Source organism: Candidatus Nanopusillus massiliensis (genome assembly GCF_920984865.1).
Window position 1 is genome coordinate 263369 of sequence record NZ_OV100765.1, and the last position, 2444, is coordinate 265812.

2 protein-coding genes, 1 tRNA gene and 1 pseudogene are annotated in these 2444 nt (G+C 25.0%); 2 read left to right on the forward strand and 2 right to left on the reverse strand.

Annotation, left to right across the window (positions count from 1 at the left end; genetic code table 11):
- Window positions 1–651: 651 nt before the first annotated feature.
- A pseudogene (locus LUA84_RS04670) lies at window positions 652–997 on the forward strand (DUF488 domain-containing protein).
- Between the two features lie 5 nt (window positions 998–1002).
- Here LUA84_RS04670 and LUA84_RS01845 read toward each other — a convergent pair.
- A tRNA-Met gene (locus LUA84_RS01845) sits at window positions 1003–1103 on the reverse strand.
- A gap of 87 nt (window positions 1104–1190) precedes the next feature.
- Between LUA84_RS01845 and rpsK the strand changes: the two genes are divergently transcribed.
- Entirely contained in the window at window positions 1191–1553 is a 363-nt protein-coding gene (rpsK, locus tag LUA84_RS01850; RefSeq protein WP_256443591.1) for a 30S ribosomal protein S11, read from the forward strand.
- Between the two features lie 164 nt (window positions 1554–1717).
- Here the strand turns inward: rpsK and LUA84_RS01855 are convergent, their stop codons facing one another.
- Window positions 1718–1933, reverse strand: a complete 216-nt coding sequence (locus LUA84_RS01855; RefSeq protein ID WP_231434180.1) for a hypothetical protein — start codon at window positions 1931–1933, stop codon at window positions 1718–1720.
- Window positions 1934–2444: the final 511 nt, after the last annotated feature.

The window sequence follows — 2444 nt, forward strand, 5'->3', positions numbered from 1 at the left end:
TATTAAATGGAGAAAAGGATAAAGATTTTTATAGAAAAGAATATAATTTTATTAATATTTTAGATTATGAATATTATGATTTGGGTGAATATTATTAATTGGGATTTGAAGGTTTTCCAGAGAGAACATGGAAAATGATAAATATTGAAAATATAAAAGAATATTATTCTAAGAAATTGGAAAATATATTTAATAGCTTAAATAAAAAAATAATTGTTTTTTCTCATTATGGTTTATCTAGCAGACACTGTTTTTGGAGATCCAGCACCAGAATGGTCATTATAATCAAAATATATAGAAAATTTGATTAGAAAATATTCTGATAAAATTATTTATGGATTCCATGGACATGCTCATAATTCGAACAATTATAGAACAAAGATAAAAAATACTGAAATATATAATATTGCATTTCCATTACATAAGAAACCTTTACTTTTTGAAATATAATTATTATCTCTAATAGTGATGCTATAATACCTTTTTTATTAATTCTTTCTAAATAATCTTAAGGGATTTTCTAGTTAATTATTTAGCATTTCTAAATACATAAGATCTTTCTAAAATATGTATGAAATAAATAAACTCTTAAAATATATATTTATGTTACTATATATATAGCTTATAATAAAGTTTTCTAAATAATATGATATGATAAAAGTTAAGAAAGTATATGATCCTATGAAAAAGAAAATGAAGTTAGAATTTTAGTAGATAGAATATGGCCAAGAGGTATTAAAAAAGATAAAATAGATATATGGCTTAAAGATATAGCCCNCAATAATGGAATTAAGAAAATGGTATAATCATGATNNNAATAAATGGGAAGAATTTAAAAGAAGATATTTTGATGAATTAGATAAAAATCCAAAAATTAGTGAACTTTTACAATTAATTAGAAAAAATGAAAATACAACTTTGCTTTATGCTTCTAAATCTCCATATAATAATGCAAGTGCATTAAGCAGAATATATAGAAAAGAAGATATTAAAGTAAACCAATGCCGCCGCGGGGATTTGAACCCCGGACCTCCTGGTTTCTCACAAACTCATCGATTTTATAGGTTATGAGCCAGGCGCTCTAACCCCTGAGCTACGGCGNCTCAATAAATTCCTTATTTTTAATTTTATAAGATTATTTATAATTTTAAATTGTAATGGCTGAAAAAGAAAGATGGGGTATTGCATAAATATATTCAAGTAAAAATAATACTATAATTCATATTACAGATATAAATGGTAGTGAAACAATTGCATTTAGTTCTGGTGGAAGGGTTGTTTTGGCTCAAAGATTAAAAGGTACTCCAACTGCTGCAATTTTAGCTGCAAAACAAGCTGCTCAAAAAGCTTTGGAAAGAGGTATAAATGCTGTTCATGTTAGGGTAAGGGCTCCTGGTGGACATAATGGTCCTTGGGTTCCTACACCATCTGCACAATTTGCAATTAAAACATTAATTACTTCAGGATTAAAGATTGGGGTTGTCGAAGATATAACTCCAATACCTCATGAGCATTGTAGAAGGAAGGGAGGAAAGAGAGGAAGAAGATTATAATTTTTTATAAAATCTTCATTAATATTTTCTTAATTACTCTCTTTATTGCACATAAATAAAATTTAATTCTTTCCATTTGCTTTTTCTTCTAAAAATTTTATCAAGATTTTCTATATCTTTTTCATATATTAATCCACCGGATGCCTTTGGATGTCCTCCGCCATTTATTCCATTTCTTTTGCAAATTCTCTCATTAATATTCCTAAATCATATTTTCCAGATCGATTCCTTAAAGATATACTATATCTTTTATATTTTCCCTTAAATACTCTTCCAAATAATTTTTCTTTTAAAGATAGTACCAATATTATTTTTTCAGGATAAAATGATGATAATATTGTAGATAGAACTGAAGATTTCTTCGCTTTAAATACTAACAATTTTTCAGATTCATATATTTTTTTAGCGCATTTTAATCGTTGTAATATTTTATTGCTTCATTCTTTAATTTTCTTAAGTCAAATTCTTTTATAAATTCTTCAATATTTAATGCTTTATCAATAGTTCTTTGATATTTTATATGGATATGATATTAAAAATAAATAAAAATATAATATATATGGAATATAAAAATATTTACCATTATAAAATCCTTTGTAATTTTTTAATAGATCATTATAATAATAATTTATCGTTTTCCAACATAAAATCCCCCACAGCCCCAATAGATGCCAATAATGAATATTTTGAAAATTCTCCACCGAATATATTTTTCCAATTCTATATGATATACTAGTTGTACATATTTCTAAATTAAATAACGGCCTTACATCAAAATATAGTAAATTCTTTGGTAAAATTCTTGAAACCCTTCTTTTATGATGATCCAAATATATTATTTTTATTTTTTCATGTCTTTTAGAAAAATTAATTAAATATTTTTCTCTATTG